Annotated in this window: 14 protein-coding genes; 5 read left to right on the forward strand and 9 right to left on the reverse strand. The window is 55.1% G+C overall.

From position 1 onward, the window contains the following. From NZ823_06815 to NZ823_06825, 3 genes are all read left to right on the forward strand, one after another. The gene (locus NZ823_06815; GenBank protein MCS6804842.1) at nt 1–753 is read left to right on the forward strand and encodes a succinate dehydrogenase/fumarate reductase iron-sulfur subunit; all 753 of its coding nucleotides are present in this window, start codon (nt 1–3) and stop codon (nt 751–753) included. A gap of 741 nt (nt 754–1,494) precedes the next feature. Next, nucleotides 1,495–2,013 (forward strand): hypothetical protein, encoded by a 519-nt coding sequence (locus NZ823_06820; protein ID MCS6804843.1) that lies wholly within the window; start codon nt 1,495–1,497, stop codon nt 2,011–2,013. A gap of 206 nt (nt 2,014–2,219) precedes the next feature. Next, nucleotides 2,220–2,477: a type II toxin-antitoxin system HicB family antitoxin gene (locus NZ823_06825; protein MCS6804844.1), complete on the forward strand. Its 258-nt coding sequence runs from the start codon at nt 2,220–2,222 to the stop codon at nt 2,475–2,477. Between the two features lie 363 nt (nt 2,478–2,840). Here the strand turns inward: NZ823_06825 and NZ823_06830 are convergent, their stop codons facing one another. From NZ823_06830 to NZ823_06870, 9 genes are all read right to left on the reverse strand, one after another. After that, nucleotides 2,841–3,185: a YHS domain-containing protein gene (locus tag NZ823_06830; protein MCS6804845.1), complete on the reverse strand. Its 345-nt coding sequence runs from the start codon at nt 3,183–3,185 to the stop codon at nt 2,841–2,843. A 25-nt stretch (nt 3,186–3,210) separates the two neighbouring features. Beyond that, nucleotides 3,211–3,870 (reverse strand): cytochrome c biogenesis protein CcdA, encoded by a 660-nt coding sequence (locus tag NZ823_06835; GenBank protein ID MCS6804846.1) that lies wholly within the window; start codon nt 3,868–3,870, stop codon nt 3,211–3,213. After that, nucleotides 3,867–4,289 (reverse strand): thioredoxin domain-containing protein, encoded by a 423-nt coding sequence (locus tag NZ823_06840; protein ID MCS6804847.1) that lies wholly within the window; start codon nt 4,287–4,289, stop codon nt 3,867–3,869. The genes NZ823_06835 and NZ823_06840 overlap by 4 nt, the downstream gene beginning before the upstream one ends. Further along, nucleotides 4,286–5,467 (reverse strand): DUF4346 domain-containing protein, encoded by a 1,182-nt coding sequence (locus tag NZ823_06845; GenBank protein ID MCS6804848.1) that lies wholly within the window; start codon nt 5,465–5,467, stop codon nt 4,286–4,288. The genes NZ823_06840 and NZ823_06845 overlap by 4 nt, the downstream gene beginning before the upstream one ends. Before the next feature lie 45 nt (nt 5,468–5,512). After that, nucleotides 5,513–5,914: a metalloregulator ArsR/SmtB family transcription factor gene (locus NZ823_06850; GenBank protein ID MCS6804849.1), complete on the reverse strand. Its 402-nt coding sequence runs from the start codon at nt 5,912–5,914 to the stop codon at nt 5,513–5,515. A gap of 543 nt (nt 5,915–6,457) precedes the next feature. Continuing rightward, nucleotides 6,458–6,844, reverse strand: coding sequence for a DUF302 domain-containing protein (locus NZ823_06855; protein MCS6804850.1), 387 nt, complete (start codon nt 6,842–6,844; stop codon nt 6,458–6,460). A gap of 732 nt (nt 6,845–7,576) precedes the next feature. Then, nucleotides 7,577–10,666 carry a CusA/CzcA family heavy metal efflux RND transporter gene (locus NZ823_06860; protein MCS6804851.1) on the reverse strand — a complete coding sequence of 1,030 codons (3,090 nt, stop codon included), beginning with the start codon at nt 10,664–10,666 and terminating at the stop codon, nt 7,577–7,579. 2 nt (nt 10,667–10,668) lie between these two features. Next, nucleotides 10,669–11,961, reverse strand: a complete 1,293-nt coding sequence (locus NZ823_06865) for an efflux RND transporter periplasmic adaptor subunit (protein MCS6804852.1) — start codon at nt 11,959–11,961, stop codon at nt 10,669–10,671. A 12-nt stretch (nt 11,962–11,973) separates the two neighbouring features. Next, nucleotides 11,974–13,374, reverse strand: coding sequence for a TolC family protein (locus tag NZ823_06870; GenBank protein MCS6804853.1), 1,401 nt, complete (start codon nt 13,372–13,374; stop codon nt 11,974–11,976). A 1,017-nt stretch (nt 13,375–14,391) separates the two neighbouring features. Here NZ823_06870 and NZ823_06875 point away from each other — a divergent pair. Next, a complete protein-coding gene (locus NZ823_06875; protein MCS6804854.1) occupies nt 14,392–14,613 on the forward strand; it encodes a toxin-antitoxin (TA) system antitoxin in 222 nt (73 codons plus the stop codon). Further along, nucleotides 14,610–14,996, forward strand: coding sequence for a type II toxin-antitoxin system VapC family toxin (locus NZ823_06880; protein ID MCS6804855.1), 387 nt, complete (start codon nt 14,610–14,612; stop codon nt 14,994–14,996). The genes NZ823_06875 and NZ823_06880 overlap by 4 nt, the downstream gene beginning before the upstream one ends. Nucleotides 14,997–15,090: the final 94 nt, after the last annotated feature.

Raw genomic sequence — 15,090 nt, forward strand, 5'->3', positions numbered from 1 at the left:
ATGAACCTGACATTGAAGATTTGGCGACAACCCAATGCGCATACCCGTGGTCAATTGGTGACCTATTCAATCAGCGGCGTTTCGCCGGATATGTCATTTCTGGAAATGCTGGATGTGCTCAACCAGCAGTTGATTCATAAGGGCGAAGAGCCGGTCGCGTTTTTGAGTGACTGCCGTGAGGGAATTTGCGGCTCGTGCGGCTTGTTCATTAACGGTCGGGCGCATGGGCCATTGAGCGGTACAGCGACGTGTCAGTTGCACATGCGCGCGTTCAAAGATGGCGATACGATTGTCATTGAACCGTGGCGCGCTAAAGGTTTCCCGGTGATCCGTGATCTGGTGGTTGACCGTTCAGCCTTTGATCGCATCATCCAAGCGGGTGGTTATATTTCGGTCAACACCGGATCAGCTCCTGATGCCAATGCTATCCTGATTCCCAAATCAGCCGCCGACGCTGCTTTTGACGCAGCCGCCTGTATCGGCTGCGGCGCTTGTGTGGCTACGTGCAAGAATGCCTCAGCGATGCTCTTTGTCGCGGCCAAGGTCTCCCATCTGGCCTACTTGCCGCAGGGACAACCCGAACGCCGCCGCCGCGTGCTCAATATGGTGGCTGCAATGGATCGAGAAGGCTTCGGCAGTTGCACGCTGACCGGCGCGTGTGAGGTCGAGTGTCCTAAGAAAATTTCTATCTCGCACATCGTCCGGCTCAATCGCGAGTATCTGTCCGCTGTGGTCTCTGACGAGGCCGATTGAGCGAACTAAATACCGATTGTCTTTAGAAACGCTGCTTGCCTTCCTCTGTTGAACCTTCTCATTGCGAGTGAGCGGACCGAACACCGATTGTCTTTGAAAACGCGATGTGCAGTCGCCTGTGACTGCTTTTCAATCTGCGTATTGTTAATCCGCAATCCACATAGAGTAAGGATACCACTTGCGGAGGGAGGGACCACGTTCATGGAAAAGCATGGCGGAAGCTCAACTGCCTGAGCGCACATCTGTGAGCGTCATTCGGCAGTTGGTATAACACCAAATGCACATGGACGACCGTAGAGTGCCGCTTGGCGAGTCCTGCTTGTCTTCTTCGATTCGCTTCATTAGAGCGGTTTGCGACTCAATCTACCCTGGGGGGCGCACTTGCAGCGTGCATGAGCCCGCAGACGGGCGCTGCCCGGGTAAAGGCAATGGAAAATCGCTATTAATAAGAAGCTCATGGAACGCGGATGACACGGATTGGGCTGATCAACGCGGATCAATCGGCGAAAATCCGCCGCATCCGCCTCATCCGCGTTCTATCCAACTCCATGAGCTTAGAGCGGTCTGTGAATGAGTTTACCCTGGGAATGCACGGTTCCAGCGTGCATTAGTCCGCAAGATGTGGGGCACCAGCTAAACGCAACTGAAAATCGCTCTAAACATGACCCTTCTCCGGACTATTGGTATTAATAAGTTGACACAGTGCCGGGGTATGAACATATTCTGTAGCGGAGGTGGATCATGATGAAAAAGGCAATTTCGATGGCTTTGCTAAGCTGTTTGTTGCTGAACGGGTCCGTTTTGGCTGGCTTAAATAGCAAGAAAGCTGCCTATCATGGTGGAACTACTAAAGACAAGGACTTCCCCGGCGCGGAAAAGCCAGTGGAGGGGATCCTGCATACAAATAACGAGCAGAACTTAATCTTTGAGTACGAGCTCAATAAGGTGAAGAGAACATATTCGATTCCGTACAAGCGGATAATTGACATTGAGTATGGCCAAAAGGCTGGCCGAAGAGTAGGTGCAGCGATAGCGACGGCGATTTTAATCAGTCCAGTCGGATTATTCCTACTCTTCTCAAAGAAAAGAAAACATTTTATAACGATTGGGTACAGAGACGCTGAAGGGAAGGAGCAGGTGACAGTATTTGAGCTTGGAAAAGATATCGTGCGGACCACGCTCCCTATACTTGAGGTAAGGTCGGGTAAAAAGATTATTTACCAAGACGAAGAGGCGAAGAAATCTGCTAAAGGTAGCTGAGCTGCTCAATAGGCGTGTTATGAGCACTTGCCGCGCCTAATCCACGCAGCACCAATGCTGCCAGTTCGACTGAATCGGCAACTGACCAAGCTCTCGTGTCCGTTGATAAGGCTTTGGAGTCGAAGTGAGAGTGAGAGAGATCACGGTACGCGAGATAACGGTGGAAGAGAGATGGGTTCGAGAGAAGTAAGTAAGGATGGTACTTCGTGAAAGTCAGGGAGATCATTAAGAGGCTTGAGAAAGATGGGTGGTATCTTGTCGGAACCAAGGTGATTGTGGAAAAGGGAGAAAAAAGTTACGGGGCGTATGTTCCAGATTTGCCGGGTTGTGTGGCAGTGGCTGAGACCAAAGAAGAAGTTCTAAAGCTGATTCGTGAAGCTATCGAATTACATGTTGAAAGCATGAAAGAGGAGGGACTTTCCATTCCTCAGCCGAGGACGATCAGCCAATATGTGGAAGTGTAGAAGCAGCTAGTGAGAGTTTGCCTAACGCCGGGATGGAGCCGACTCGTTACGCTCGCGGCTCATCCCCATCGTTAGCTCGCCCGCCGATGTCGCGTCGCTGCGGCTGGAGCCGAACTTCGTGTATCCGCCGCGCCTGGCCACCTGGATTCGGTTCGTGCTGGCCACGCCGTCGGAATCATCAAGATGAGACTCGTCCAGAAACCACACTTCATGTGTACCAATTCGGGACTAATCTCTTCTTCAGCGATTACCACTCTCGGTTCCAGAACCATCCCGCAGATCGGACAGGAGCCCGGCTCCGATCGCTCGATCTCTGGATGCATCGGACACACATATTCCGTTTTGGTGACGCCAGCTAAGCCCTCAATGGCTCCAATGCCATGCCACAGGCGGGACACGACGCCGTCCTTGCTGGCGAACCTCCGGCGGATGCACGGGGTATGTATATTCGACACTTGTGTCCGCGCGCTGCGGCTGGATGGTATCAGAAGCGACGCCAGACAGATGTTGCCGTGGAGATGCGAGGTACTTATCCGGCTCGGCGCGAAACTTCTCAAGACAGTGGGTACAGCAAAAGAAATACGTTCCTCCCCGATAATCGTAGGATGCGGCGGCGGTGGCCGGGTCCACACTCATGCCGCAGACCGGATCTATGACCCTCTGGCCACTCGTGTTGTGGTGAGGCTCGCTGCTGCCCAAAGCAACCACTTTTTTCTTTGTGGTTCATATCGAACTAAGCTTGCCAGAGCAGGTAAAAGCCCAAGCCAATGAGGATCACACCGCTGAGCCGGTGAACCACTGACCACCAGCGAGTCAGAAATCGCAGTGATAAAAGAAGGTCAGCGCCTGTACCGACAGATACAAGTGGAAGGCCGATTCCCACACCGTAGGTAAAGAGCAATCCTGAGCCATAAAGCACGCTCCCACGACTGGCCGTATGCGAAAGAATCGAAGCCAAAATAGGAGTTGCGCAAGGAAGGATCGCCAGAGAAAAGAACAAACAGGTGAGAAACGCACCGACTGTGCCGGTGCGGATGGGCCGCCAGTGGCGAATCCCTGGTACTTGGATAGTGATGATCCCCAACAAGTGCAAACCCATTACAATCGGTATCACAGCGAGAAGATAACGCACCGCTGGATGCACACCGCCGAATATTCCACCAGCAAGCACCGCGATCAATCCCAAGATCGCCGTGGCCGTCGCAAGCTCGATAGCAAACCACCCCGATAGCCACGCGCACCGCTTCATCGTGGGTTCACAGTATCCACCCAAGTAGCCAACGAGCGCCGGGACCATCGTGTAGCAGCAGGGATTGAAGCCGGTCACCAGTCCGCCCATAAACGTCAGCACAAAGGCGGTCAGGGAGCCGAGTTCGATGTTCTGTGGGTTCATTGTAACGTTCCTTTCAAACGCTCCAGCGCCTGCTCAATACGCGCGGCCGTTTGACTGTCCTCACCTTCAAAGCGTTCCTCGACCACGCCCGTTGGCGATACAAGCAAGATCGTCGGCAGCACCCGGACCTGATATTGCTCCATGATACTTTTCTCGCGCTCAACATCTGGCCGCCGCACCTCCACTTTCCCAGCCATCTCTCTCTCAGCTCGATCCGCATAGGCGTAGATGCGGCGGCAACCTTCATCTTGATCTGAGGGGTCATGGAACAGATAAAAAACGGGTTTGCCTTGCGTGCTTTTCGAGAGTGTCGTAGTCGTAGCTGACGGCGGTTGAGGCTGTTGCCTTCTGCTTGTCAGCTTTACAGCAATAACGGCAACCACGGCCACAATGATCAGAATCAGAATAACTCGCTTCATGGCTCAATGCTCCTTTCCACTCGCCGTGAGGCGACGGCGCCACCTTCATAAACATTTCCCGTTGCCCCATCCTGGACGTATTTGAATCCGTGCTTCATGCTCAGTTCCGCCCGCTCCAACTCTTTTCCCAAATAGGCGGCATGAGAGAGCTGCGTGACCCAGCCGTTTTTGATGATCGTCCAGTAGAGGCTCCTGGCCGTGTCGCCTTCGATGATCCTTAAGAGCCGGTTATCGTAGGAGTAATGCTCCACAAGGATCACCTTTCTTTCCGGTTGCGGAAGGATGACGAAATAACCGGCTTCGTCCATCTCAACGTGGGTCGGCTCTTCCGCTTGAATGAGCGGCGCGGCGGAAATCCGAATGGGCTTGGCTTCTTCAATGTACTTGCCGCGTCCACAGGATGAACTGAGCCCCTTCGAGAGTTCTTTGAGTTTTTCGATGATGAGCTTCACATCTTCGCATCCGATCAGGTCTACAACCCGCACTTGTTCTCTGAAGGCTTCCACTTCATCGCGAGTGACGTTCTTCAAAATGGGACGCTTCCCCGGAGAACCTATTACCCTCATGCTCTCATCAACACCGTTTTTCCACAACGCCAGAAATGTGCTGCCGGTCCGGTGCCCTTGAGGTTCTTTGCCAACCAGAAGAAGGAAGCGAATGGTCGGATTGGTGATCGTGTTCTTGATGACCTTATCAATGCCAATGTTTTCTGTCTCCGTCTTTCCAACGATGCAAAGTTCTCTCGGCCTCAGGCGGGCCAGCGCCTCGGCCAATTCCACACTGGCCAGAGTCGAGACCGCGACTGAACAACTTGGACCATCACAAAAAGCAAAATACTCTCCTGGCACCGGCGGCCATATCTGCTCTCTCACGTTAAAGGCGCAACTTAACGATTGAGCTTCGGCGGCTTCAGGAACAGCTTGATGAAAAACGTTCATCGCTACGGCCGGGAAGCAGTACTCGCACCCCAGGCACGCATACTTGATCGGTTCCATCTGTTTCAGCCAGGATCCGATCTGTTTCAGCAAATCCGAAGCAGCTTCGCTTTTGAGTGTGGGAAGAGCGGACTCGATCTTTTCCAACGTCTCCTTCATGCAGCCACACTGCCGGCATTTGGCCAAGCCCATGCCCGCTTGTAATTCGGCTCGGATTTTCTCACTCGGCTCTTGACCAGTCATAGCATTTGCTCATCGGCTCACCAATGCCATTTCGCGTTTCGTCTTCTACCGCACTCTCTTGGCCGTCCTACCTGGCAGCAACCTCTCCTTTTGTATCCCGATAAGGCATTTCCCGCCGACGCGAAGGCGCAGGCGCTTCTTCAGCTCTCGCTCGTCCCTCGCTACCAGAGTTCTTGGGATTAACGCGAGGGTGTCAAAGAGGGCTTGCATGAATGGCTCATCAGCATCAGGTAACAAGTAATAGACCCAACGGCCCTCCTTCCGCTCGGTGATGAGTCCCGCCTGCTTCAACACCTTCAAATGCTTGGAAACGTTGTACTGGGGCACTTCCAGCGAATCAACCAGTTCGCAGACACACAGCCCATTCTCAGCGGCCATCAGTAGGTGCATGATGCGCAGCCGCGTTTCATCGCCCAGGGCCTTAAAAATTTCGATATACTCGTTCATTGCTCGAATGCTTATATGCGCTATGAAGCATATTTCTACTCTCCGACTTGTCAAGGGCATTCTCAACCATCCATTGATGTGTCGAACTAAGTAGGTGGACAAACGTCCTGGGACATTTTGGGAGGGACAGGACGTTTCGGAGTGCGGTGACATGTCACCGCTTTCCGACCAAAGCTGCGACACGTCGCAGCACTCTAAAAACGCCACGAACTTTTGCCACGTTGCTTAGAAGCGGCCTCATAAATACCTCGGTTCGCTATAATCACGAATTATGGCAAGACGAGAAGAATTATAGCGATTTTTAATTGCCTTTACTCGGGGAGCGCCCGCCTTGCGGGCTCATGCACGCTGGAGTGTGCGCTCCCAGGGTAGATTGATTCACAAACCGCTCTAAAGCAGTGCAATTAACGATGGATATTGCCTGGGCGCCAAGCAATTCAGCGCAAGCCATTAGGCTTCACACCGGCCGCCATCCGGCATGTAGATAGGCCGGGCAAACAGGCGCACGCAGTCTGTTCCGGCGATGGCTCAATGTGACTGCCCTCACCGCGCTTCTTCAATGATCTGAAGCACGATGCTTTCTACCTCCGACGCCAAACCTTCAATCCCGGCGTGAGGGAAGAACTGTGCAATCGAAGTCGGCAGCAACGTGCTGATGTGCGTCCGACCGCCGGCGACATACACACTGATGGGGCAGGGCAACATCAGCGAAATCTTCACGTCCTTGTCGAGCACCTGGCTCGCGTACTTGGCATTGCAGATTTCGATGATCTTCAGCGGCTCGCGTGGGAATCCCTTTTCTGCCAATGTCGCCGCCACATCGTGTGTGGTCAGCACGCGGAATCCCTTCTCGGCTGCCTTCTGCTCGATGGCCGTGACGGCCTCATCAAACGATTTCTCAGTTGTGACTGTCTTCTCAAATGCGTTCATCGTTGTCCTCCTGGAAAATGACTGGGAGCGCACGCCTCTGGCGTGCCGGTTGAGCCCGCTGGAAGCGGGCGCTCCCAGGTTTCTTCGTTCGGGATGTGCGCGACCACATGAGCATTCCTCTGAATTGATTGTTGCGTGCTACGTAAAAGCCCTCTCGCTTTCGTCTAGATCGCTCCTTCCCCTCGCTCGCCGGTTCGGACTTAATCACGTCATCCACTGTCGAGATGAAGATTTTTCCTGTCGCCCGGAGTGCCGATGTGGTGTGCGCTCGAATGGTGCGAACAACCGCTTCGGCAATCTGCTCGAGCATGACAAGTTTAAATTAACTTTCTTACCATATCCACACATCCAACGGCTTCAACCCTGACGGGGTCGCACCGCTGCATGAGTTGAACCCTTTCAAGGTTGTTCGAGGCGAAGCTGCCTCACCACTTGGCTTCAGCCGCACCGCTGCATGACTTGAACCCTTTCGAGGTTGCACTGGAGGGAACTGCCAATCCAGCAGCGTTGCGACCGGCTATTGAATCAGTCCCCTTCGGGGACTTCTTCTACCAAATGCACTGCACAGAACATCGGAGACAGATGCTTGGGACGTTCTGCTCCTGTGCTCCATCGCGTTTCATCAAACATGACCGTTCTCCGACTCTTGGTATTATGACCCCTAGCTTCTGGCTTCTGGCTCAAACATGGCCTTTCTCCGGATCGTTGGCATCGTCATTTCAGTTCGGATTTCTACCCGACCTGCTTCTTCTCAAACCAACGATAAATTGTGGGGAGAACCAGCAGCGTGAGCAAGGTGGAGGTGATGAGGCCGCCGATGACGACCGTGGCCAGTGGACGTTGCACTTCGGCCCCGGCGCTGGTAGAAAGCGCCATCGGAGCAAATCCGAGACTCGCCACGAGCGCCGTCATGAGCACAGGGCGCAAACGAGCGAGAGCGCCTTGCACAATGGCGTCATCAAGCGACAGACCCTGCTCGCGGAGTTGACTGATGAACGTCACCATGACGATGCCGTTGAGCACAGCCACGCCAAACAGAGCAATGAAACCGATGCCTGCCGAGATGCTAAAAGGCATGCCTCGCACCATAAGAGCAAAGATGCCGCCCGTCAGTGCCATCGGCACATTCAGATAAATGAGCAGAGCCAGACGGACAGAGCCAAAAGCCATGTAGAGAATGACGAAGATCACCAAGAGCGTGAGCGGCACTATCACGGCCAGCCGCTGCGTCGCCCGTTGGAGATTCTCAAACTGGCCGCCCCACTCCAGATAGTATCCGGCAGGCAGGCTCACCTGATTGCCGATGCGCTGCTGCGCCTCGGCGATGAAACTGCCCAGGTCTCGGCCTCGCACATTGCACTCGACCACGATGCGGCGTTGAATGTCTTCACGGCTCACCTGAGCTGGGCCGCTATTGAGTCGGATGTCGGCCAGTTGCGCCAAGGGGATCAATCGCCCCTGTGAATCAGCCACCGGAATGTTGGCCAGCGCCTGCGTATCTGCGGCCACCGCCTCCGGCAGCCGCACGATCAGATCAAAGCGTCGCTGCCCTTCAAAAATAGTGCTCACCACTTTGCCCACGCGAGCCGCTTGAATCACATCCAACACATCCGCCGCATTGATCCCATACCGCGCAATCCGCTCGCGATCCACCACGATGCGGATCATTGGCAATCCAGCAATCTGTTCTGCCTTCACATCGGCCGCGCCAGGCACGCGGCTCAGGACGCGGACAATCTCATCGGCTTTCGCTTTGAGCACGTCGAGGTCTTCGCCGAAGACTTTCACAGCGATGTCGGAACGCACGCCCGCGATCAATTCATTGAAGCGCATTTCAATCGGCTGCGTGAAGCCGAAGCCGGAGCCGGGCACCTGGCGCGCCAGCGCCTCGTTCATCTTTTCGATGAGTTCCTCTTTGGTCCCGGCTGTCGTCCACTGGCTGCGGGGCTTCAGGATGACGAAGACGTCCGACAGCTCGATGCCCATCACGTCTGTGGCTACTTCTGGGCTCCCTGTGCGGGAGACGACTTTGATCACTTCGGGGAACTGGCTGAGCACCCGCTCGATGCGCATCGTCGAAGCGACCGATTCACTCAAAGCCACGCTCGGCAACCGCCAAGCATGCAACGTAATGTCTCCCTCATCCAGCCGGGGAATGAACTCCCGGCCAAGCCACGGAACGAGCGCAAGACTTGTCAGAAAAGTCGCGACGGCCACGGCCACGGTGATCCTCGGATGTGAGATGACCCGCTGTAGTGTCGGCGCGTACACATGGCGCATCGCCCGCATCAAAAAGGTCTCTTTTTCACTCACCTGCCTGGTCATGAAAAACGAGACGAGCACCGGCATCAGCGTCATGGCGAGAATGAGCGCCCCGATCAGCGCGAATACCACCGTATAGGCCATCGGCTTGAACATCTTGCCTTCGATGCCCACCAACGACAGGATCGGAATATAAGCGGCAATGATGATCATCTCCCCGAACTGACTAGCACGGCGCACTTCCACGCAGGCGTTGCGAATGACTTCGATCCGCTCCGTTGGCGTCAGCATCCGTCCGAGTGCTTGGGCCCGTTCGGCCAATCGTCGCATGCAGTTTTCCACAACGATGACTGCTGCATCTACGATCAACCCGAAGTCAATGGCACCGAGGCTCATCAGATTTGCCGAGACGTGAGCTGTGCGCATGCCGGTGAAGGCCATGAGCATCGAGAGAGGGATGACGGAGGCCACAATCAGCCCGGCGCGGACATTCCCCAGAAAAAGAAAGAGCACAGCAATGACCAGCAATGCGCCTTCAACCAGGTTGTTGCGGACGGTGCGAATGACGCGGCTGACGAAATCCGCCCGGTCATAGAACGGCACAATGCGCACCCCTGGGGGCAGCGACGGTTTGATCTGCTCAATCTTCTGCTTGACGCGCTCGACCACCTGGTTGGCATTCTCGCCGGCGAGCATTTGGACCATGCCGATGACGGTCTCCCCTGTCCCGTGAGCCGTCGCCGCGCCGATGCGGAGCATCGCGCCTTCGCGCACCTGGCCAAGCTGGCGCACGTAAACAGGTGTCCCATCGGCGCCGACGTCCACCACGACGTTTTCCACATCGTGCATGTTACGAACGAGCGCTTCGCCGCGAATGATATACTGCTCTTGGTTGTGCTCGATGTAACCACTGCCGGCGTTGGCGTTGTTGCGTTCCAGGGCTTCAAAGACCTTACTGAGAGGGATGCGGTAGGCGACGAGTTTCTGTGGGTCAATGACCACATGATACTGCTTGGCCAGTCCGCCCCATGCGTTGACTTCAACCACACCCGGCACGGAGCGGAGGCGGAACGCAATCTGCCAGTCCAGGATCGTGCGCAGCTCCATCGGGCTGTAGCCGTCGCCTTCGACGGTGAAGTGGTAGACTTCTCCCAACCCCGTTGTGAGCGGACCCATTTCCGGTCGCCCGTATTGTGGCGGGATTTGCTCGACAGCTTGTTGGAGGCGCTCGTTGACCAACTGCCGCGCAAAGTACCGGTTGACGCTCTCCTCGAAGATCACCGTGACGGCGGACAGGCCATAGCGCGAAACCGAGCGAATCTCTTGCAGGTCAGGCAATCCGCTCATGGCCGCCTCAATGGGATAGGTGATGAACTGTTCCACCTCCACCGGTCCCAGCGCGGGCGCTTTGGTGAGTATCTGCACCTGCACAGGCGTGATGTCAGGGACCGCGTCAATGGTCAGCCGTTGCAAGTTGTGGACGCCGACGCCGATGACCAGCAGTGTGAGCACAACGATCAGGAAGCGATACGTCAGTGAGAGTTCGATGATGCGATGCATCGTCAGTGCCCCTCCTCTCCGCCGATCTGCTCGCGCAGCAGCGCGGACTTCACGTAAAAGCTTCCTTGCGTCACCACAGCCTCGCCGGCTTTCACGCCGCTTTTGACCTCAACCCAGCCATCGCTTTGAGCTCCCAGTTGGACCTCGCGCCGTTGAAATTGTGTGTCATTGAGTCTGACGAAGACCACCGACTGGTTATCAATCTGTTGTACCGCTGACGTGGGAATCATCACGGCCTCCCGGCCTATCGGTGTGGGAATGTGGATCGTGGCGAACATGTCCAGTTTCAGGCGAGCTTGTAGGTTGCGAACCTCGCAGCGGACCTTGGCCGTGCGTGTCTTCGGATCGAGAACGTCGCTCACATAGGTGATCGTCCCGATGAACGTTTCGCCGGGATAGGCGTCCATGACAATCTTCACGTCCTGACCCTTGTGAACAGAAGCGATGTCTTTCTCATAGACATCGGCTTGCACCCAGACGGTTGAAAGGTCAGCGATGGTGAGCAGTTCGCGATCAGTGTTCACCACCTCGCCTTCAGCGACATCGTACTTAATCACGACGCCGTCGAACGGCGCGCGCAAAACACTGTGCGACGCTTCGCGGTGATAGTCTGCGTGGCGCAGGTTGGCCACGTGCGCTACATCTGCATCGGTCAGCCCGAAGCGATGCAGCTTCTCCTCAACCTGAGCGATAGTTGCTTTCTGGCTGTTGATCGCAGCTAGCGCGTTCTTGTACTCAGCGTTTCGCCGCTCGTATTCAGCTCTGGCAACGGCTCCAAGCTCGACCAGATTTTGCGCTCGTTCGAGCGCCTGTTTTGCGACTTCAGCCTCCGTACTCTTCTGCTCGAGCACAGCCAACGCCTTCAAGAAGTCGCCGATCAATTCGCCTAATTCGATATTGTCGTAGGCCAGGAGCGGCTGCCCGGCGCGCACGCGGTCTCCGAGCCGCACATAGACTTTCTCAATCCGACCGCGAGCGAGCGGGCGAATATGTCCGACGCGCGTCTCGTTCGGGCCGACGACGCCGGTGGTTTGAATCGTTTGCACGAGCGTTTTGGTCTGCGCCGTTTCGATCTTCAAGCCGATATTACGCTGGGCGGCAACATCGAGCGTCACGATATGAGTATCAGCCGCTTCGACATGTTCCTCACCGCCTGCCTCTTCAGGGGGCAGGCTGGCGCGCAACCAGAGCACGGTCGAAACCATCAGCACGATCAGGACGAGAACAGCCAACGCCCACTGTTGATTCCTTCGGTCTTTCCATTGCCGAAAAAATGGTCTCTTTTGCTGACTCATACGGAACCTCCTTCACCTGATCGGTGCGCCGACGGCGCGTTCCAGTTCGACCAGCGCCAGGTAGTACTCCTTGAGCGCCTCAGTGTAGGCCTTTTGCGTGTCAATCAGTCGTCGCTGCTCGTTGATGACATCTAGCAGGCGCAGTTCACCAAGATTGTACCCGGCGCGGATGATGCTCACATTCTCCTGTGACTGCTTGAGGATTCTCTGATTGAAGACGTCCAACGCTTGACGCGCTGTCTCGCAGCGGCTATAGGCCGCACGGACTTCGCGCCGCACGACCTGCTCGATAAACTGTCGGCGCAACGCGGCGGCTTGGCGTCGCGCCACAGCGGCTTGAATGCTGCCTTGATTGCGATTGCGCATGGGCAGCGTGATGGACACGCCAGCGGTGAACACATTATCGGCATCACGAATTTGAGCGAGTGTCCCAGCTCCGCTCAATCCAAACTGATCGAAGCGCGAGTTCACACGGGTGTAGCGAGCAAAGCCGATCAGATTGGGGATGGCTTCCGCGCGTGCCAGTCGGAGTTCGGCGTCAGCACGTTGCTCTTCCACTCGCGCTGCTTTCAACTCAGGTCGTTCTGCAAGTGCCCGCTCTGTCGCTTCGGCAAGCGAAATCCTGACCGGCGGCATGCTCAGATCGCCGCTGAGCCGGAGCGCTTCATCCAGATTCATTCCGGCGAGCGTCTTGAGTTCCAGAATGGCGCGAGCGACGTGATTTTCAAGAACCAGCCGATCGGCATCGAGACGCCCGACCTCCACCTGAAGCAATCCTTGTTCAAACGGCGCAGCTTCACCTTCGCGCACACGGGCAACAGTGATCTGATAGCCGTGCTGATTCAGTGCTAAGAGTCGTTCGGCGATTTCCAGATTCCGCGCGGCTGCCAGCGCTTCGCCGTACCGCGCTTTGATCTCCGCCGTCAGTTGGCGCTCACGCTCGGCGATCTCCAGTTGAGCGAGTTCGATCCCAAGCTGCGCCACTTCCATCCGCCGCTCTCGTTTCCCACCAAGCTCAAATGTATGGGCGTAGCCAAGCGTCAGTTCGCGCTCGCCCGGGCTGCCCAAGATGGACCCATTGCTCACACTTATTTCAATGCCGGGATTAGGGCGGAATTTGGCCTGGACAAGGAGTCCTTGAGCTTCCGTCACCCGTTGACGGGCAGCCAACAACTCAGCGTTGTGCGCGAGCGCCTTTTGTGCAATTTCCTCCACACTCATGCCTCCCACCGGATCAACATACTTTGTGAAGGAAACCGCCATGTTCAAGTTCACTGTTGGATCAAAACCTCCTTGATCAGATCGCACGTTCACCGATGGAGATTGTGCCTGGATATGAGGCACAGTCAGTAGGATTGCTGAATAGCAAACCAAGACGATGTGAACAGACTTCTTGAGCCACTTCGGTTTCATACTCACCTCGTACTCCATGTAAACCGAGCCGTTCGCTCGGCCATCAATCGGAGGCCACTCAACGCTTCCTTCATTCGAGAGGTGAAGGACACCACGCTCGGCGTCTGCCTCCGTTAAATTGGACTCATACGCCGCTGCCTATCGCAGCGAGATGATCGTCGAGTTTTAAGCGGTGAGATTAGGAGAATCGCGGAGGATGATACGGTGGGTCGCCCGTGGGTGACATCGCGTCGTCACTTCTTTCGACGGGTACTTTCACAGAACCTTCCTCGTCAGGAAAAACAAATATCAACTGTGGGACTACATGATGGCAGCAACAAAAACATTCATCTTTCAACGGTGTCTCCGGCCAAGGAGGCCGCTGGTGCTCATCAGCAAGCATGGTTGAAGGGAGATTCTGGCTTGCGCAGCTTTTGGTGACCATCGCCAGCATCGGCATCCCTTGCAGTTCCTCCGGGCAAAGTCCCGGCGTCAATAAATCAGTTGCCGGAATTAAGAGCAAGATTATGACCACTACCAATCGGATCATATATTGGCGGCCTAAACTAACACACCTGGCCGGCGGGGTCAAGAACGTGCGGGCCTTTCGGCGTTTTCAGGCTCACCGCGTGGAGAAACGCGGGGTTGACAAAAAGGGCAGCCTGTCACACACTCAGGCATTCATCTGCTAGACATCTGATCGCAGCCGGCTATGCCTCTGGGCGGTGTATGAGCTTCATGGCTACTAAGGACGTGCGGACGACAATGAGCTATAAGCACGTGTTGAACCGTGGTGGAAAAGGCATTCGGAGTCCGGTTGACAGTTCTAAGAAGAGGGCAGAGGTTGTACGGCAACCATAGATGTCGAAGTAATCAGAGAAATCAGGTTGAGTTCATTGGCAAAGAGAACTTAACAACTCACAGACCTGGTGTCTTAGGCCGACAGAATGTAGCCTAAGAGTGTTATGTGAAAACCAACTAATCAATAATTAGCTAACGCAACGTGATTGCGACGTCGGTTCTTAAGGAGATAGTCCGATGTTGAAGCGAATTGATGTAAAAGAAGCGCAAGCGCGGTTCCAAGAGCTGCTTGCCCAGATGGCCTCAGGCGTTGAATGGATCCTCACTGATGGGATGACACCTGTTGCCCGTCTTGCACCCATCTCTGCTCGTGTAGCAGGCTTACACGCGGGAGCAGTTTGGATAAGCCCTGATTTCGATGAACCTTTACCTGATGAATTCTGGCCAGGCAACGCATGAAGTTATTGCTGGACACACACACGTTCATCTGGTGGGATAGTGAACCTGCCAAACTTTCGCCGCGCGTTTTGGCACTGTGTCAAGATCGCCAGAATGTTCTGCTACTCAGTGTAGTCAGTATTTGGGAGATGCAAATCAAGTCTGAACTGGGGAAGTTACGGCTGGCTTTGTCCCTGAAAGAGATTGTTGAAAGTCAACAGCAAACGAACAATATCGAAATACTGCCGATTACCTTGGAGCATGTGCTGGCGTTGGAGAAGTTGCCTGCGTCTCACAAAGACCCCTTTGACCGTTTGTTGGTAGCACAAGCAATGGTAGAGGGGTTGGTGTTGCTCAGTGCAGACCCCAACATTACCAAATATTCCATTCAAGTTGTATGGTGAGCAAAATGGCGCGCTGGCGAACAAGCGTTTCCAGCAGACGCCTTGTTGCACTTGGTACGGCTGAAACGCGAACCGTTCACTCAACCGCGTGCCG

It is taken from the genome of Blastocatellia bacterium (assembly GCA_025054955.1).
Lineage (GTDB): Bacteria > Acidobacteriota > Blastocatellia > HR10 > J050 > JANWZE01.

Bases quoted from the DNA above. Each gene is read 5' to 3' on its own strand.
- NZ823_06815 (MCS6804842.1), top strand. From the start codon at position 1: ATGAACCTGACATTGAAGATTTGGCGACAACCCAATGCGCATACCCGT.
- NZ823_06820 (MCS6804843.1), top strand. From the start codon at position 1,495: ATGATGAAAAAGGCAATTTCGATGGCTTTGCTAAGCTGTTTGTTGCTG.
- NZ823_06835 (MCS6804846.1), bottom strand. From the start codon at position 3,870: ATGAACCCACAGAACATCGAACTCGGCTCCCTGACCGCCTTTGTGCTG.
- NZ823_06840 (MCS6804847.1), bottom strand. From the start codon at position 4,289: ATGAAGCGAGTTATTCTGATTCTGATCATTGTGGCCGTGGTTGCCGTT.
- NZ823_06845 (MCS6804848.1), bottom strand. From the start codon at position 5,467: ATGACTGGTCAAGAGCCGAGTGAGAAAATCCGAGCCGAATTACAAGCG.
- NZ823_06850 (MCS6804849.1), bottom strand. From the start codon at position 5,914: ATGAACGAGTATATCGAAATTTTTAAGGCCCTGGGCGATGAAACGCGG.
- NZ823_06855 (MCS6804850.1), bottom strand. From the start codon at position 6,844: ATGAACGCATTTGAGAAGACAGTCACAACTGAGAAATCGTTTGATGAG.
- NZ823_06860 (MCS6804851.1), bottom strand. From the start codon at position 10,666: ATGCATCGCATCATCGAACTCTCACTGACGTATCGCTTCCTGATCGTT.
- NZ823_06865 (MCS6804852.1), bottom strand. From the start codon at position 11,961: ATGAGTCAGCAAAAGAGACCATTTTTTCGGCAATGGAAAGACCGAAGG.
- NZ823_06870 (MCS6804853.1), bottom strand. From the start codon at position 13,374: ATGAAACCGAAGTGGCTCAAGAAGTCTGTTCACATCGTCTTGGTTTGC.
- NZ823_06875 (MCS6804854.1), top strand. From the start codon at position 14,392: ATGTTGAAGCGAATTGATGTAAAAGAAGCGCAAGCGCGGTTCCAAGAG.
- NZ823_06880 (MCS6804855.1), top strand. From the start codon at position 14,610: ATGAAGTTATTGCTGGACACACACACGTTCATCTGGTGGGATAGTGAA.